This window comes from Xylophilus sp. Leaf220 (genome assembly GCF_001421705.1).
GTDB lineage: Bacteria > Pseudomonadota > Gammaproteobacteria > Burkholderiales > Burkholderiaceae_C > Xylophilus.
Window position 1 is genome coordinate 723363 of the sequence record NZ_LMKO01000001.1, and the last position, 16182, is coordinate 739544.

General features: G+C 72.1%; 15 protein-coding genes. 6 read left to right on the plus strand and 9 right to left on the minus strand.

Translation table 11 applies throughout. From position 1 onward, the window contains the following. Positions 1-127 precede the first annotated feature (127 nt). Both ASE76_RS03285 and ASE76_RS03290 read right to left on the minus strand, forming a co-directional pair. Positions 128-643 (minus strand): DNA-deoxyinosine glycosylase, encoded by a 516-nt coding sequence (locus ASE76_RS03285; protein ID WP_055834569.1) that lies wholly within the window; start codon positions 641-643, stop codon positions 128-130. Next, positions 640-1494, minus strand: coding sequence for a TatD family hydrolase (locus tag ASE76_RS03290; RefSeq protein WP_055834572.1), 855 nt, complete (start codon positions 1492-1494; stop codon positions 640-642). Before ASE76_RS03290 ends, ASE76_RS03285 begins: the two co-directional genes overlap by 4 nt. Before the next feature lie 132 nt (positions 1495-1626). On the opposite strand from ASE76_RS03290, the gene ASE76_RS03295 reads away from it, so the two are divergent. The 4 genes from ASE76_RS03295 to ASE76_RS03310 all read left to right on the plus strand — a co-directional run bounded on the left by ASE76_RS03295 (position 1627) and on the right by ASE76_RS03310 (position 5810). Then, positions 1627-2625: a S1C family serine protease gene (locus tag ASE76_RS03295; RefSeq protein ID WP_055834574.1), complete on the plus strand. Its 999-nt coding sequence runs from the start codon at positions 1627-1629 to the stop codon at positions 2623-2625. A 31-nt stretch (positions 2626-2656) separates the two neighbouring features. Continuing rightward, the gene (locus ASE76_RS03300) at positions 2657-3670 is read left to right on the plus strand and encodes a MoxR family ATPase (RefSeq protein ID WP_055834579.1); all 1014 of its coding nucleotides are present in this window, start codon (positions 2657-2659) and stop codon (positions 3668-3670) included. Then, positions 3651-4655, plus strand: a complete 1005-nt coding sequence (locus tag ASE76_RS03305; RefSeq protein WP_055834582.1) for a DUF58 domain-containing protein — start codon at positions 3651-3653, stop codon at positions 4653-4655. Before ASE76_RS03300 ends, ASE76_RS03305 begins: the two co-directional genes overlap by 20 nt. A gap of 126 nt (positions 4656-4781) precedes the next feature. After that, positions 4782-5810 (plus strand): VWA domain-containing protein, encoded by a 1029-nt coding sequence (locus ASE76_RS03310; protein WP_055835598.1) that lies wholly within the window; start codon positions 4782-4784, stop codon positions 5808-5810. A gap of 112 nt (positions 5811-5922) precedes the next feature. Here ASE76_RS03310 and ASE76_RS03315 read toward each other — a convergent pair whose 3' ends face one another. The 4 genes from ASE76_RS03315 to ASE76_RS21435 all read right to left on the minus strand — a co-directional run bounded on the left by ASE76_RS03315 (position 5923) and on the right by ASE76_RS21435 (position 9070). Beyond that, positions 5923-6123: a hypothetical protein gene (locus ASE76_RS03315; protein ID WP_055834585.1), complete on the minus strand. Its 201-nt coding sequence runs from the start codon at positions 6121-6123 to the stop codon at positions 5923-5925. Positions 6124-6211: 88 nt separating this feature from the next. Next, a complete protein-coding gene (gene lolD / locus ASE76_RS03320; RefSeq protein ID WP_055834589.1) occupies positions 6212-6892 on the minus strand; it encodes a lipoprotein-releasing ABC transporter ATP-binding protein LolD in 681 nt (226 codons plus the stop codon). Between the two features lie 37 nt (positions 6893-6929). After that, positions 6930-8183 carry a lipoprotein-releasing ABC transporter permease subunit gene (locus tag ASE76_RS03325; protein ID WP_055834592.1) on the minus strand — a complete coding sequence of 418 codons (1254 nt, stop codon included), beginning with the start codon at positions 8181-8183 and terminating at the stop codon, positions 6930-6932. Between the two features lie 35 nt (positions 8184-8218). Further along, positions 8219-9070, minus strand: a complete 852-nt coding sequence (locus tag ASE76_RS21435) for a HepT-like ribonuclease domain-containing protein (RefSeq protein WP_369793356.1) — start codon at positions 9068-9070, stop codon at positions 8219-8221. A gap of 135 nt (positions 9071-9205) precedes the next feature. On the opposite strand from ASE76_RS21435, the gene ASE76_RS03335 reads away from it, so the two are divergent. Both ASE76_RS03335 and recJ read left to right on the plus strand, forming a co-directional pair. Next, complete coding sequence (locus ASE76_RS03335) at positions 9206-10159, plus strand: hypothetical protein (RefSeq protein WP_055834595.1); 954 nt, start codon at positions 9206-9208, stop codon at positions 10157-10159. Then, a complete protein-coding gene (gene recJ, locus ASE76_RS03340) occupies positions 10156-11931 on the plus strand; it encodes a single-stranded-DNA-specific exonuclease RecJ (RefSeq protein ID WP_055834598.1) in 1776 nt (591 codons plus the stop codon). The genes ASE76_RS03335 and recJ overlap by 4 nt, the downstream gene beginning before the upstream one ends. 168 nt (positions 11932-12099) lie before the next feature. Here the strand turns inward: recJ and ASE76_RS03345 are convergent, their stop codons facing one another. The 3 genes from ASE76_RS03345 to ASE76_RS03355 form a co-directional block, all read right to left on the minus strand. Continuing rightward, on the minus strand, positions 12100-13605 hold the full coding sequence (locus tag ASE76_RS03345; RefSeq protein ID WP_055834601.1) for a Do family serine endopeptidase: 1506 nt from the start codon (positions 13603-13605) through the stop codon (positions 12100-12102). 102 nt (positions 13606-13707) lie between these two features. Next, on the minus strand, positions 13708-14757 hold the full coding sequence (locus ASE76_RS03350) for a diguanylate cyclase (protein ID WP_055834604.1): 1050 nt from the start codon (positions 14755-14757) through the stop codon (positions 13708-13710). Between the two features lie 85 nt (positions 14758-14842). After that, positions 14843-16177: an ATP-binding protein gene (locus ASE76_RS03355; protein ID WP_236698313.1), complete on the minus strand. Its 1335-nt coding sequence runs from the start codon at positions 16175-16177 to the stop codon at positions 14843-14845. Positions 16178-16182: the final 5 nt, after the last annotated feature.

Sequence of the window (16182 nt, forward strand, 5' to 3'; positions counted from 1 at the left end):
ACGCAGAAGGTGTGAAAGAACCGTAGCGAGCAAGCCCGAGTGTGCAGTGAGGACCGGAGCCGTACTCTTGTACGGTGAGGACCGGAACTGCGCAATCGGGCTGCGCAGTAGGTTCTCTCGCACCTTCTCAAAGCAGGCCGTGGCGGCGGAATACCGTCCTCCATACCTCGCATTTCTGGGCGAAGGTCCACGATGCATGGGCCGGACTGGTCGAGGGGAGTTTGTACACCGGAAACGGCTCCGCATCGTCCGCGGCGGCCAGCGCCGCCGCCACCTGCGGCGCATGGCGAAAGCTCTCCGCGCCGTTGTGGGCCACCGCCTCCAGCCGCGGGCAGGCCTCGGCGAGCGCGGCGAAGTCGTTGAGCTGGGGGTTGCGGATCGCCGCGTCCAGGCTGCCTTCGCGCTCGCAGCTGCGGTAGACGTCCCACAGCGCCAGGCCGCGGTCGCGCAGGGCCTGCAGCCGGGCCTCGTACCCCAGCGGCACCAGGTCGGTCTGCCACAGCTCCGACAGGATCTTCCAGAACTGGTTCTGCGGATGGCCGTAGTAGCGCTGCTCCGCCAGCGAACGCGCGCCCGGGAAGCTGCCCAGCAGCAACAACCGCGCATCCGGCGACAGCACCGGCGCCAGTCCCGCGAGCTTCATGCGGCGGCGCGGACCAGCGCTGCCAGGCGCGGCATCGCGTCCACCGCGTTGCGGCTGGTGGCCTCGGCCACCGCCTCGGGCGTGATGCCGCGCAGGGCGGCCAGCGCCGCGCCGATGCGCGGCAGCTCGACCGGCGAATTGCGTGCCTGGGCGCCGCCCTCGCCCCGCTCCTCTGCCGTGCGGTAGAGCCAGTGCGGCGGGATGTCGGGTGCGTCGGTCTCCAGCACCAGCGCCGACAGGGGCACCTGGGCCGCTACCCGGCGCACCTGCAGCGCCCGGTCGAAGGTCACCGTCCCGCCGATGCCCAGTTTGAAGCCCAGACCGATGAAAGCCTCGGCCTGCTGCAGGCTGCCGTTGAACGCATGGGCGATGCCGCGCCAGGCATGCCGGCCGGCGCCGCTGCCGCCCGCGGCCCGCAGGTGGCGCAGCACCTGGTCGGCCGACCGGCGCACATGCAGCAGAACCGGCAGGTCGAAGCGCCGCGCCAGCCGCAGTTGTTCGCGGAAGAAGCGTTGCTGCACCGCATCGTCGAGGCCGGGCACGAAATAGTCGAGGCCGATCTCGCCGACCGCCACCATGCGCTCGTCCTGCAGCCCGTCTTCCAGGGCGGATTCCAGTTCGGCCAGGGCCGAGTCCGCCACCGCCCCGGTGCAGAGCGGGTGGATGCCCAGCGCATAGCTGTCGCCGTGTCGGTGCGCCCATGCGCGCACCGCGGCGAAGTTGTGCGGCGCCACGGCCGGCACCACGCAGTGGCCGACGCCGCCGGCGGCCGCCGCGTCCCGCACCGCATCGCCGTCGGCGGCGAATTCGGACGCGTCCAGGTGGCAGTGGGTGTCGATCCAGACAGTCATCGATCGATCATGCCGCAGCGCGGCGTATCCCCATGTGTCCGACTGCTGCGGAACGCTTCGAATCGTGCTACGGTGGGGCTTCACACTCCGCCGGGCGCGCTGCGCCGGGCTCACCTCGCCGAGGTACATCGGATGCGCAGGCCCGCCGTTTACAGCCGCTCCCGCAGTTCGTCCGCAACGCAAGCCGCTGCGGATGCAGCATCGCAGCCGCCGGACGCATCCGTGGCGCTGCCCGCCCGCCCGGGCGATGGCCCGGAGGAGCCCGTCCCGGCAGACACCTCCGCCCCGCCCCCTCCGCGCGCCCGCCGCACCGCCGCGTTCTCGGCCGCGGTACGGCGCGTTGCCCTGCCGCTCCTGACGGTCGGCGCGCTGGCCGTGGCCGCTGTCGCCGTCTGGCGCCCGATGCCGCCCCGGCTCACCCAGGACGACATCGACGCCGCCGTGCGCCACACGCTGGAAAAGTCGGTGCTCCCCTCGGCCTTCACCCGCGCCGCCCAGAAGGTCGGCCCCTCGGTGGTCCGGGTGGCCGGCTACGGCAAGGCCGACAAAAAGAAACAAGGCAAGGGCTACAAGGAAAAGGAAGAGGGCGAGATCGAGCGCGGCATCGGCACCGGCGTGGTGATCGTCGACAAGGGGGTGATCCTCACCAACCTGCACGTGGTGGCCGGCGCCGACCACATCCGCGTCACCTTCGCCGACGGCTTGGAGACCACCGCCACCGTCACCGGCACACAGCCCGAGCACGACCTAGCGGTGCTGCAGGCCCACAAGATCCCCGACGACCTGGAAGCCGCCACGCTGCGCAGCACCGACGGCCTGCGGCCTGGCGACGAGGTGCTCGCCATCGGGTTTCCCTTCGGCATCGGGCCTTCCGTTTCGGCCGGCATCGTCTCGGGCCTGAAGCGCGAATTCCACTCGCCCGAGGGCAAGCGCCAGCTCTCCAACCTGATCCAGTTCGACGCCGCGGCCAACCCGGGCAACTCCGGCGGGCCGCTTGTCACCATGGAAGGCGAGGTGGTCGGCATCGTCACCGCCATCCTCAACCCGACGCAGGCCCGCACCTTCCTGGGCATCGGCTTCGCCGTGCCGATCGAGAACGCCGCCGCGGCGGCCGGCATGCCGCCCTTCTGACAGCACCTCCCCTACCGACCGCAGGACCCCCATGAGCATCAGCCCCACCCGCGAGACCGCCACCGCCACCCTGATGGAACAGGTGCTGTTCGAGGTCAAGCGCATCGTCGTCGGCCAGGACCGGTTCCTGGAGCGGGTCATGGTGGCGATGCTGGCCCAGGGCCACCTGCTGGTCGAGGGCGTGCCCGGCCTGGCCAAGACGCTGACGATCAAGACCCTCGCCCAGGCGCTGCAGGGCAGCTTCAAGCGGATCCAGTTCACCCCCGACCTGGTGCCGGCCGACCTGGTGGGCACCCGGCTCTACAACCAGAAGACCGGCGATTTCAGCACCGCGCTGGGCCCGGTCTTCGCCAACCTGCTGCTGGCCGACGAAATCAACCGCGCGCCGGCCAAGGTGCAGAGCGCCCTGCTGGAGGTGATGCAGGAGCGGCAGGTGACCATCGCCGGCGAGACGCACCGGGTGCCCGAGCCCTTCCTGGTGATGGCCACCCAGAACCCGGTCGAGACCGAAGGCACCTACCCGCTGCCCGAGGCGCAGGTCGACCGCTTCATGATGAAGGTGCTGGTCGACTACCCGAGCGACGAGGACGAGTTCGTCATCGTGCAGCGGGCGATGCAGCCGCCCTCCCCCGTGGTGCCGGTCGCCACCACCGCGCAACTGGCCGAGCTGCAGGCCCAGTGCCGCCGCGTCTACATCGACCCTTCGCTGCTGCAGTACGCGGTGCGCCTGGTGGCGGCCACGCGCCGGCCGGAGGAAGTGGGCCTGAAGAACTTCGCCCACCTGATCGCCTACGGCGCCAGCCCGCGCGCGACCATCGGCCTGGCCGAAGGCGCCCGGGCGCTGGCGATGCTGCGCGGCCGCGACTACGCCCTGCCCGAGGACATGGCCGACCTGGTGCCCGACGTGCTGCGCCACCGCATGGCCCTGTCGTACGAGGCGCTGGCCGAAGGCACCACCGCCGACGCCCTGATCGCCCGCCTAATGGCCCATGTGCCAGTCCCGGCCAAGCTCCTACACCACGAGTATGAAAAGCGCGCCGCCTGACACCCGGGCCGCGCCGCCGGCCGCCGGCAGCGCCGACGCCCTTCTGCGCCGGCTGGAGTGGACCGCGCTGCGCCGGCTCGACGGGCTGCTGCAGGGCAACTTCCGCACCGTCAAACGCGGCGCGGGCTTGGACCTGGCCGACCTGCGCGAATACCAGCCGCAGGACGACGTGCGCCATATCGACTGGAACGTGACCGCCCGCACCCAGGTGCCGCATGTGCGCATGTTCAACGAAGACCGCGAGATGGCCGCCTGGTTCGTCGTCGACCGAAGCGCGTCGATCGACTTCGGCTCCGGCGCGCGCACCAAGCACACGGTGCAGGTCGAGTTCGTCGGCACCATCGCGCGGCTGCTCACCCGCCACGGCAACCGGGTCGGCGCGCTGCTGGGCGGCGGGCCGCAGGCGGAGCGCTGGATACCGGCACGCGGCGGCCGGGCCCAGGTGCTGCATCTGCTCCACCACCTGCAGTCGGCCGGCGCGGCGGCGTCCGCATTGACGAACCCGGTCCGCCGATCGCAGAAGCCGGCGCCGGCTCCCGCCGCCAGCTCCCTGGGCCAGTGGCTGGAAACCGCCGCCCGCGCCCTGCGCCAGCGCAGCACCGTCTTCGTCGTGTCCGACTTCATCGCCGAGCCGGGCTGGGAGCGTCCGCTGGCGCGGCTGGCCGAACGGCACGACGTGGTGGCGGTGCGCCTCTTCGACCCGCTGGAGCGCGAGCTGCCCGACATCGGCCTGGTGGCGATGCGCGACGCCGAAACCGGCGAACAGCTGCTGGTCGATACCCACGACCGGGTGTTCCGCCAGCGCTTCGCCCGCGCCACCGCCGCCCGCGAGGATGCGCTGCATGCCAGCCTGGCCGCGGCCGGCGTCGATACGCTGGAGCTCTCCACCGCCGATGCGCTGGTCGATTCAGTGCTGCATTTTTCCGAACTGCGGCGCCGCCGCTCCCGCCAGCGCGGTGCACCCTCGCGCGCGGGCGCGGCCTGACGCGCCGCCCGACCCGACCTTTCTGCCGGCCCACCCATGCCCACCGACACCGCCCCCCTCCCCTGGCTGGACCGCCTGCACGGCTGGTGGGCCGCCGTGCCCCGGCCGGATTTCCTGTGGGCCGAGATGCTCTGGCTGCTGCTGGCGGTGCCGCTGCTGGTGCTGCTGTACGTCTGGCTGCAGGGCCGCCGCCGCAAGCTGGCGGTGCGCTACGCCAGCCTGGCGCTGGTGCGCGAGGCCGCCGGCAAGGGCCCGGGCTGGCGCCGGCACCTGCCGCCGCTGCTGATGCTGCTGGCGTTCACCGCGATGCTGCTGGCGGCCGCGCGGCCGGTGGCGGTGATCTCCCTGCCCTCGCAGCAGCAGACCGTGATGCTGGCGATCGACGTGTCGGCCAGCATGCGTGCCACCGACGTCAAGCCCAACCGCATGGTCGCCGCGCAGGAGGCCGCCAAGTCATTCATCGCCGAGCTGCCGCGCCATGTGCGGGTGGGCATCGTCGCCTTCGCCGGCAGCGCCCAGGTGGCGCAGTTGCCGACGCAGTCGCGGGAAGAACTGATCCGCGCGATCGACGGCTTCCAGATGCAGCGCGGCACCGCCACCGGCAACGGCATCGTGGTGTCGCTCGCCACCCTGTTTCCCAACAGCGGCATCGACATGTCGGCGATGGGCGCCCGCGACCGCACCGGCCCGCGCGCCGCGCCGCTGGAGCGCGCCGGCGAGCCGCCCCCCGCCGCGCCGCCACCGCCGGTGGCCCCCGGCTCCTACAGCTCGGCCGCGATCGTGATGCTGACCGACGGCCAGCGCACCACCGGCGTCGATCCGCTGGAGGCGGCCCAGTTGGCGGCCGACCGCGGCGTGCGCGTCTTCACCGTCGGCGTCGGCACCCGCGAGGGCGACACCATCGGCTTCGAAGGCTGGTCGATGCGGGTGCGGCTGGACGAGGACACGCTCAAGGCCGTCGCCACCAAGACACAGGCCGAGTACTTCTATGCCGGCACCGCGGCCGACCTGAAGAAGGTCTACGACATGCTCAGCTCGCGGCTGGCGGTGGAAAAGCGGGAGACGGAGATCTCCGCCCTGTTCGCGCTGGCGGCAGCGGTGCTGGCCTTGCTGGCCGCGACCCTGTCGATGTGGTGGTTCCACCGGGTGGCCTGACGCCGCTTGCAGGCCCCGCCTTCAAGCAAAAAGTGCCTGTAGCCGGCGTGGTGCGCCGGCCTTCAGCTATCGATTCGATAGCAGCTGCGCCCAGGCGGTCGGCACGGCGCCGTCAGCTGCCGATCGAGATCTCGCCCTCGTCGGTGTCGTGCCCGCCGCCTTCGCGGCGGTCGGGCCGGTCGGCTCCGGTCTTGCCCGTGCCGCCGTCGGCGGCGCCGGGCCGCAGGCTCGGCTTCAGGTCCTTGTCGTCGACGTTCTTGGCCTCGCGGACCTGGTCCTCGGTCGGGAAGATCTGCGGTTCGGATGCGGGCATGGGGGCTCCTCGTGCGGTGGTTCGGTTCAGCCGTTCAGCCTAGGACCGTGGCGGCGGAGCCGGTTGTCGAGTTGTAAGCGCGCCTGCCTCAGTCCTGCACGAATCTGCCGGAGACGAGCCGCATCCGCCGGTCGCAGCGCTGGGCCAGGGTGTCGTCGTGCGTCACCATCACGAAGGCGGTGCCCTGGTCGCGGGCCAGCTGCAGCATCAGGGCGAAGACGCCGTCTGCGGTGCTGCGGTCGAGGTTGCCGGTGGGCTCGTCGGCGAGCACGCAGGCCGGCTGGGTGACCAGGGCGCGGGCGATGGCCACCCGCTGGCGCTCGCCGCCGGAGAGCTCGGCCGGCCGGTGCTGCACCCGGCCTTCGAGGCCGACCGCGGCGAGCATCCTGTCGGCGGCGGCGGCACAGGCCTCGGGCGTCTCGCGGCGGATGCGCAGCGGCATGCCGACGTTGTCGCGCGCGCTGAACTCGGGCAGCAGGTGATGGAACTGGTAGACGAAGCCCAGGTGGCGGTTGCGCATCCGGCCCTGCTCGGCGGCATCGAGCTTGGCCAGCGGCTGGCCCTGCAGCACGACGGTACCCGCGCTCGGCGCGTCCAGGCCGCCCAGCAGGTGCAGCAGCGTGCTCTTGCCCGAGCCCGAGGCGCCGACGATCGCCAGCGTCTCGCCGGCGTGCACGTCCAGGTCCACGCCGTGCAGCACGGTCAGGTCGATGCGTCCTTCGTGGAAGCGCTTGGTCAGGCCGCGGGCCTGGATCACGGGTGTCGGCATGGCGGGAGTTCCGGAGTCGGTTTCGGCGCGGCGGGGCTCATTCATAGCGCAGCGCCTCGGCCGGGTTGACGCGGCTGGCGCGCCAGCTCGGGTACAGCGTGGCGAGGAACGCCAGCACCAGCGAGATCACCGCGATCGGCACGATGTCCGACTGCTGCGGATCGCTCGGCATCCGGCTGATCAGGTAGACGTCCTTCGGCAGGAAGCTGGCGTGGAACAGCTGCTCCAGCGCCGGCACGATCACGTCGATGTTGAACGCGATCGCCAGGCCCAGCAGCAGGCCGCCGAAAGTGCCGATCACACCCACCATCGCGCCCTGCACCACGAAGATGCCCATGATGCTGCGCGGGCTGGCGCCCAGGGTGCGCAGGATCGCGATGTCGGCGCGCTTGTCGGTCACCGTCATCACCAGCGTAGAGACGAGGTTGAACGCCGCCACCGCCACGATCAGGGTGAGGATGATGAACATCATGCGTTTCTCCAGCTGCACCGCCGAGAACCAGGTCTTGTTCTGCTGCGTCCAGTCGCGGATCAGCAGGTCGCCCGACAGGCTGCCCGCCAGTTCCTGCGCCACGGTGCGGGCCTCGTGCAGGTCCTTCAGGCGCAGGCGGATGCCGCTCGGGCCTTCCAGCCGGAAGATGCGGGCCGCGTCGTCCTGGTGGACCATCACCAGCGCCGAGTCGTATTCGTAGTGGCCCGAATTGAAGGTGCCCACCACCGTCATCTGCTTCAACCGCGGCACCACGCCGGCGGGCGTCACCTGGCCGTTGGGCGCCACCAGCGTCACCGAATCGCCCTCGCGTACGCCGAGGGCACGCGCCAGCTCGATGCCCAGCACGATGCCGAACTGCCCCGGCACCAGCTTCTGCAGCGTCGCGCCCTGGTCGGGGCCGAGATCGGTCACCTCGCCCTCGTGCGCCGGGTCGATGCCGCGCACGATGGTGCCGCGCATGTCCTCGCCCCGCGCCAGCAGCGCCTGGGTGGCGATGAAGGTGGTGGCCCCCACCACCGCCGGGTTGCGGCGCGCCTCGGCCATGGTGCGGGCCGGGTCCTCCAGCGCCACGCCGCCGGGCGCCACGATCTCGATGTGCGAGACCACCGACAGCATCCGGTCGCGCACGTCCTTCTGGAAGCCGTTCATCACCGACAGCACGATGATCAGCGCCGCCACCCCCAGCGCGATGCCCAGCATCGACACGCCCGAGATGAAGGAGATGAACCCGTTGCGCCGCGTGGCGCGCCCGGCCCGGGTGTAGCGCCAGCCCAGGGCCAGCTCGTAGGGGATTTGCATGGAAGTGCGCAATGCCTCGGTGGAAAAGAGATGTCTTAGAAAGCCGTCGGCGGCCGCGCGGTGTCGCGCAGCAGCAGGGTTTGCGCGAACGCGGTGAAATCCTGCAGGTGGTTCTGGATCACGGCCAACGTGATCGACAGCTGCAGCTTCTGGTAGTCGTGCACCGCCACATTGCGAAAGCCCACCATGCGCTGCAGGGACGTGCTCAGCGCGTCGTCGATCGCGCCGGCCCGTGCCAGCAAGGCGAAGACGTCGCGCGCACCCTGCGGAACCCCGAGCCGTTCGCGGCGGACCAGGTGCTGGCCCATGTCCAGCGCGGCTTCGCAGGCCCGCTGGATGTTGAGAATCGCGGCGTCCTGCCGGGTGGAGTCGGTCGCGAAGCCGGTCGGATCGTCGGCGTACTCTTCCCGAATACGAGCGATGCAGCGCTCGATGGCCGCGGCTCTGTTGAACAGACCTGCATCGCCATAGACGAGCCCCTCGCGTGCGATGTCGGCCAGCAAGCCGGCGCGCGCTTCGTCCAGCGCGGTCTTCTCGCTCAGCACGAAGGCCTCGTACAGGCCGGCGCGCACGTCGGCGGCCCACCAGCGCTCACCGGTGGTCAACACCTGGTACTGCATGACGGTGGTGGCGGCGCGCAGGTCGAGCAGGTCCACCTCGCAACCAGCCAAGCCGGCCAGGTCGGACGCCAGGTGCCAGAGCAGCACCGGATCGGCATAGCCTTCGACGAGCACCGCCAGGTCCAGGTCGCTCTGCGCGTCGGCGGTGCCGGCGATGCGACTGCCGAAAGCGTAGATGCCGATGGTGCCCGGCACCCGGTCGCGCAGCATTGCCACGATGGCATCGCGGGGAAGGTCGACAGTTGGGGTGGGGACGGCGGGCTGCATGGCGGGACGGCCGATTGTCTGCGAATCGGCGGCCAGTTCCGGTGACCGGCTGCAAGCGGTGGTGCGGGCCTTGTGCCCGCCGGGCCATTGCGGTGGGGCGGGCCCGACGGTCGCCCCGGGCGCGACAATCGGCAGATGCATCTACTGATCCCGTTCGCGGCCGCCGACGCAGAAGGCTGCGCAGCCCAGCGGCGCGGCCTGCGGCTGCCCCACCTGGAGCGGCTCCTGGCCCGCCTCGCCCCCGCTGGCACCGACACCGGCGACGAATTCAGCCTGTCACCGCCGCACGAGCGCGCGCTGGCCGCGCTGCTCGGCATCGACAGCGGCGGCGACGGCCGCATCCCCTGGGCCGCGCAAACGGTGGCGGCCGAGGGCGGCGACCCGGGCGCCGACGCCTGGGCGGTGATCACCCCCTGCCACTGGCGGGTGGCGCCCGACCACATCGCGATGCTCGACCCGCAGCAGCTGGAGCTGGGCGAGGAGGAATCCCGCGCGCTGCTGGCCCTGATGGCGCCCTACTTCCTGGAAGACGGCATCGCGCTGGACTATGTCGCGCCGACCGCCTGGCGCGCCCGCGGCGAGCCGCTGCGCGGCCTGGCCACCGCGTCGCTCGACCGGGTGCAAGGCCGCAGCCTCGACCTGTGGATGCCCGACGCGCCCGCGGCGCGGCTGGTGCGCCGGCTGCAGGGCGAGATGCAGATGCTGCTCTACACCCACCCCATGACCGACGCGCGGGCGGCGCAGGGCCGGCTGGCGGTCAACGCCTTCTGGGTGAGCGGCACCGGCGAGCGGCCCGCCACCGCGCGTACCGAGGTGCCCGGCCTGCGGATGCCGCAGGGCCTGCGCCAGGCCGCGCTGCAGGAGGACTGGGCCGGCTGGGCCGCCGCCTGGCAGGCGATCGACGCGGCCGAGGTGCGCCAGGCGCTGGAGACGGCCGAGGCCGGCAGTCCGGTCGCCCTGACGCTCTGCGGCGAGCGCAACGCGCAGCGCTTCGAGGCGCGGCCCCGGGGAGCCTGGCAGCGGCTTTCTCAAGGAATTTCGGGTGTTTTGGGCCGCAAGCCGGCGCTGTTCGCCGGCTTCCAGCTATGAAAATAATAGCAAGGGATATTCCGCCCCGCAGCGCCTGGGCGCTGGAGCAGGCGGGCCTGCATCCGCTGCTGGCCCGGCTCTATGCCGCCCGCGGCGTGCTGCACAAGGACGAACTCGACGACGGCCTGGCGCGGCTGCTGCCGCCGGCCGGGCTGCTGGGCATCGACGCCGCCGCCCGGCTGCTGGCCGATGCGATCGCGGCCGACCTGCGCATCTGCATCGTCGCCGACTACGACTGCGACGGCGCCACCGCCTGCGCCGTCGGCGTGCGCGGCCTCAAGATGCTGGGCGCGCGCCGTGTCGACTACCTGGTGCCCGACCGGGTGGTCGACGGCTACGGCCTGACCGCCAGCATCGCCGAACGGGTGCATGCGCGCGGCTGCGACCTGCTGCTGACGGTCGACAACGGCATCGCGAGCGTCGAGGGCGTCGCCGCGGCGCAGGGCCTGGGCATGCGGGTGCTGGTGACCGACCACCACCTGCCCGGCCCGGTGCTGCCGGCCGCCGACGTGCTGGTCAACCCCAACCAGCCGGCCTGCAGCTTCGAGAGCAAGTGCATCGCCGGCTGCGGCGTGATGTTCTACGTGCTGCTGGCGCTGCGGGCCGAGATGCGGCAGCGCGGCGTGTTCGATGCGCCCGGTGCGGCGGCGCTGCCTGCGGAGGGTGCCGGTGCCACCCCGCGCACCGGCCTGCCGCAACCCAAGCTCGACACCCTGCTGCCCCTGGTCGCGCTGGGCACCGTGGCCGACGTGGTGCGGCTCGACGCCAACAACCGCCGCCTGGTCGCCCAGGGCCTGAAGCGCATCCGCAAGGGCGCGATGCCGCCGGGCATCGCCGCGCTGTTCACGGCCGCCGGCCGCAAGGCCGCGACCGCCACCACCTTCGACTTCGGCTTCGCCCTCGGCCCGCGGATCAACGCCGCCGGCCGGCTGGCCGACATGACGCTCGGCATCGAGCTCCTGCTGACCGAGGACCCGGCCCGCGCCGCCCAGCTGGCCCAGACGCTCGATGCGATCAACCGCGAACGCCGCGAGATCGAGGGCGGCATGCGCGAGCAGGCGATGGCCGCCGCCGAGGCCCTGTTCGACGCCGACGCCGCCGGCGCGGAAAGCCTGCCGCCCGCCTTCTGCGTGTTCGACGAGAGCTTCCACGAAGGCGTGGTCGGCATCGTCGCTTCGCGCCTCAAGGACCGGCTGCACCGGCCCACCTTCGTCTTCGCCGCCAGCGCCGCGCCGGGCAAGGGGCACGAGATCAAGGGATCGGGCCGGTCGATCCCCGGCTTCCACCTGCGCGACGCGCTCGACCTGCTGGCCAAGCGCCATCCGGGCGTGCTGCTGAAGTTCGGCGGCCATGCGATGGCGGCGGGCTGCACCATCGCGCGGGAGCATTTCGAGACCTTCCGCGACGCCCTGGCGCAGGTGGCGGGCGAATGGCTGGATGCCGCCACCCTCACCCGCCGGCTCGACACCGACGGCCCCCTGGCCGCCGAGTACCGGCGCGCCGAGATGGTGGACACGCTGCACCAAGAGGTCTGGGGCCAGGGCTTCGCGGCACCCACCTTCAGCGAGGAGCTGCAGGTGGTGAGCCAGCGGCTGGTCGGCGAGAAGCACCTGGCGCTGAAGCTGCTGCACCAGGGCCAGCCGGTCGACGGCATCTGGTTCGGCCACACCGAGGCGCTGCCGCCCCGGGTGACGCTGGCCTTCCGCCTAGATGCGGACGAATGGCAGGGCGTGCGGCGGGTGCGGTTCCTGGTCGAGGGCGCCGACGCCTGAGAAAGTGCGAGAGAACCTACTGCGCAGCCCGATTGCGCAGCTGCGGTCCTCACCGTACCGAAGTACGGCTCCGGTCCTCGCCGCACACTCGGGCTTGCTCGCTACGGTTCCTTGGCACTTTCTGTTGCCACTGCAGCGTCCGCCTTCTCCTGCGACCGCCGCGCTCTCTCAGCCCAGGTGCACCGGCACGAAGATCTTGCTGTCGCCGCGCTGCACGAGCAGCGCGACCGACTTGTCGGACTTGCCGACCACCGCCCGCACCTGCTCCACGCTGCGCACCGGCGTGCCGTTGACCGCCAGCAGCACGTCGCCCGCCTGCACGCCGGCCAGTTCGGCCGCGCCGCTCGCGTCCTGCACCAGCAGGCCGCCGGCCACGCCGGCCTCGGCCCGCTCGTCGGGCTGCAGCGGCCGCAGCGCCAGGCCCAGGCGGCCCTGGCCGGCTTCGGCGTCGGCGCCCGCCACGTCGGTGCCCTTGGCCTTCATCGGCGCCAGGGTAGCGGTGACCTGGCGGCTGTCGCCCTTGCGCCAGACCTCCATCGTCACCTTGTCGCCGGGCACCGCCAGGGCGATGTTGGCCGGCAGGTCGGCCGACGAGACCACCGGCTGGCCGTTGATCCTGCGGATCACGTCGCCGCTCTCCAGGCCCGCGGCCTCGGCCGGCCCGCCCTTCTCGACGTTGGCGACCAGTGCGCCCTCCGGTGTCGGCAGCTTGAACGAATCGGCCAGCGTCTGGTTCACCTCCTGCACCGCCACGCCGAGCCGTGCGTGCTCGACCTTGCCGTGCGCCACGATCTGCTGCTGGATCTTGCTGGCCAGGTCGATCGGGATCGCGAACGACACGCCCTGGTAGCCGCCGGTGCGGCTGTAGATCTGCGAGTTGATGCCCACCACCTCGCCGCGGGCATTGAAGAGCGGCCCGCCGGAATTGCCGGGGTTGACCGCCACGTCCGTCTGGATGAAGGGCACCGCGCTGTCGTCCGGGAGGGCGCGGCCCTTGGCGCTGACGACGCCGGCGGTCACCGTGTTCTCGAAGCCGAAGGGCGAGCCGATCGCCAGCACCCATTCGCCCACGTTCAGGTCGGCCACCTTGCCGAGCGCCACCACCGGCAGGTCCTTGGCCTCGACCTTCAGCACCGCGATGTCGGTCTTGGCGTCGGCGCCGAGCACCTTGGCGCGCAGTTCTCGCCGGTCGGTCAGCTTGACGGTGACCTCCTTCGCATCCTTCACCACATGGGCGTTGGTGAGGATCACGCCGTCGGAGCTGACGATGAAGCCCGAGCCCTCGCCGCGCATCGGCGCCGCATGCGGCCGGGCCCGGCGGCCCTGCGCGCCGCCTTGCTGTTGCTGCTGCTGGAATCTGCGGAAGAAGTCGAAGAACGGATCGTCGGGCAGGCCGTCGGCTTCGGCGCCGGCCTCGTCGCGGTCGGCCACCTTGGTGGCGCCGACCACGCTGATGTTGACCACCGCCGGGCCGTAGCGCTTGGTGATGCTGGAGAAATCGGGCAGCGCGATGGCCGCGCCGGGCGCGGCCGCCAGCACCGCCGGCGCCGGCTCGGCCCGCACATGGCTGTGGGCGAACTCCACTGCGGACACGCCGGCACCGCCGATGGCGCCGGCCGCCAGCAGCGCCACGACGAGGCGGGTGGGTGTCTGGGTCAGGGAATCGAGTCGCATGGTCACTCCTGGTGGTCTGATGGGATGCAGGAATGATGCGATCCGGGTCTTAGACGAGGCTTAGCCATGCCCGGCCCGTGCAGGCCTCCAGCGTGCTGCCGGTCAGACGACCGCGGCGGAGGACGGGCCGGCGGCCACGCGGTCGCGGCCTTCGCGCTTGGCGGTGTACAGCGCGGCGTCGGCGGCGTCCATCCAGTCGCGCAGCGCCGCATGGTCGCGCCGGGCCTCGGCCACGCCGATGCTGCTGGTGAAGGCCAGGCCGGCCACGCCCTCGACCGCCGTCGACCGGATGCGGGCGTGGATGCGCCGCGCCACGGCTTCGGCCTCCGGCCCGTCCAGGCCCGGCAGCAGGATCGCGAACTCGTCGCCGCCGTAGCGACCGGCGCAGTCGCGTACCCGCACGCAGCTGCGCACCGCCTGCGCCACCGCGCAGATCACCTCGTCGCCGACGGTGTGGCCCCAGCGGTCGTTGATTTGCTTGAAATGGTCGATGTCGAGCATCACCATGCTGGCCGTCTCGCCCGCCCCGCGGCAGCGCAGCAGGGCCGCCTCGGCCTGCTCCTGCCAGTGGCCGCGGCCGAAAAGCCCGGTGAGGGCGTCGATGCGGCGCAGTTCGTCGAGCTGCCGGTTCTGCCGCACCACCTTGCGGATCAGGCCGTAGCTCACCAGGCTGACCGAGACGGTGTGCAGAACCAGCACCGGCAGGCAGGCGACGACCACCGGCATCGCGCTTTCCGGCGACACCGGCCAGCCCAGCACGAAGCCGCTGACCACCGCGCCCGCCAGCATGGCGGCGATCGACCAGGCCCACAGCCCGCGGATGCCGGTGGTGAGCTTGTCGACGGTGGTCAGCGTCGGCAGCAGCACGCTGGGCAGCAGGTTGAACTGCATCAGCGGCACCCACATGCCGGTGAAGACCGAATCCGCCAGCAGGTTGCGCAGTTCGGCGCGGTAGGGGTCGGCGCTGCGCCGCGCGATCTGGTAGGCCAGGTGCGGCCAGACCAGCGCCGGCAACGCCACCGCGATCCAGGCACCGGCCGAAGTGCCCTCGTGGCCCCACAGCACCACCGACGCGACCAGCCCGCCGAGCCCCATGCCCAGCACCCGCAGCGGGTAGACGCGGCGATGCAGGCTGTGCGGCGAAAAGAGCATTTGGCGGTGCGGGAACGGGCCGGAGGGTTTGGCTGCGTATCGTACGGGCCCCGCCAGCGAGCCGTCTACGGTCGAACCCGGCGTTCTAGGCCTCCGGCCACCGCACCTCGATCCGCAAACCGCCCAACTGCGCCGAACGGTCCAGCCGCAACTGCGCCCCGTGCCGGTCGGCGACCGCCTTGACGATCGCCAGGCCCAGGCCGCTGCCGCCGGCGGTGGCGTCGGGGCTACGGAAGAAGCGGTCGAACACCCGGTCGCGGTCGGCTTCGGCGATGCCGGGGCCGCTGTCGTCCACCGCCAGCAGCAGGCCGTTGCCGGGTTGGGCGCGCAGTTCGACATCGACCCGGCCGCCCTCGGGCGTGAACTTGATCGCGTTGTCGAGCAGGTTGCGCAGCAGGATCGCCAGCGCCTCGGCCTGCCCGTGGACCGTGGCCGCATCGGCCCGGGGCACGCCCAGGTCGATGCGCCGGGCATGGGCCTGCGGCAGCCACTCGGCCACCGTGCGGCGCACCAGGGATTGCAGGTCGACATCGGCCGGGGCCGCCGCCTGCGGGCTGCCGGCATCCTGCCGCGCCAGCACCAGCAACTGGCCGACCAGCGTGATGGCCCGGTCGATGCCCTGCCCCAGGCGCTGGGCCGCACGGTCGCGTGCGGCGTCGTCGGTGGCCCGCTGCAGGCCCTGCACCTGCAGCTTGAGTGCGGTGAGCGGCGAGCGCAGCTCGTGCGCCGCGTCGGCGACGAAGTTGCGCTGCGCGTCGAAGGCGCCGCGGGTGCGGTGGAACAGCAGGTTCAGCTCCTCGACCAGCGGCTTCACCTCGTCGGGCAGGCCGTCTTCGGGCAGCGGGTCGAGGTCGTCCGCCGCGCGGCCGGCCACCTGGCGCCGCACCCGCTCCACCGGCGCCAGGGTGCGGGCGATGATCCAGGCGACGGCCAGCATCAGCAGCGGCGCGGTGAGCAGCGCCGGCAGCGTGGCGCGCAGCGCCTGGGCGCGGGCCCGGTCCTGGCGGGCGTCCATGTCCTGCGCGATCTGCACCGTCTGCAGCGGCGTCTGGATCGAGTAGACGCGGTAGCGGACGCCGTCGACGCTGATGTCGGAAAAGCCCAGCACCGCATGCTGCGGCAGCGTGGCCCGCGCCGAGCGATAGAGCTGCACCCCGTCGGGGCCCCAGATCTGCACCAGCAGGTCGAGGTCGCCGCGCTCGTCCAGCCCCTCCAGCGCGCCCAGCGGCACGTTGCTGCGCAGCGACTGGGCCACCTGCTGAAGGTGCAGGTCGTTGCTGGCGTCGGCCTCGCGCAGCGCGCCGCGGTAGGCACCGGCCGCCAGCACCGCGCTCGCCACCAGGATGCAGGCCAGCACCAGGCCGAGCAGCCGGGTGCGCAGCGAGCGGGGGGCCAGGCGGTGCAGCAGCGGGGCGATCACGGGCG